The organism is Stenotrophomonas sp. AS012628 (assembly GCF_010608305.1).
Lineage (GTDB): Bacteria > Pseudomonadota > Gammaproteobacteria > Xanthomonadales > Xanthomonadaceae > Stenotrophomonas > Stenotrophomonas geniculata.
Map to the genome: position 1 here is coordinate 1 of NZ_VMBJ01000242.1, position 234 is coordinate 234.

Here is a 234-nt window from a genome sequence, read left to right on the forward strand (position 1 = left end):
GTCGGCGCCGCGCTGGCGCGCCTGAAGTGGATGGTGGTGATGGACCCGCTGGTGACCGAGACCTCGGAGTTCTGGCGCAACGTCGGCGAGTACAACGACGTCGACACCGCCAGCATCAAGACCACGGTGTTCCGCCTGCCCACCTCCTGCTTCGCCGAGGAAGACGGCTCGATCGTCAACAGCGGCCGCTGGTTGCAGTGGCACTGGAAGGGCGCCGAGCCGCCGGGCCAGGCG

General features: G+C 68.8%; 1 protein-coding gene. It reads left to right on the forward strand.

Annotation, left to right across the window (positions count from 1 at the left end; translation table 11 throughout):
• On the forward strand, nt 1–234 hold a 234-nt coding region (locus tag G5A07_RS21765; RefSeq protein ID WP_191864022.1), incomplete at both ends, for a hypothetical protein.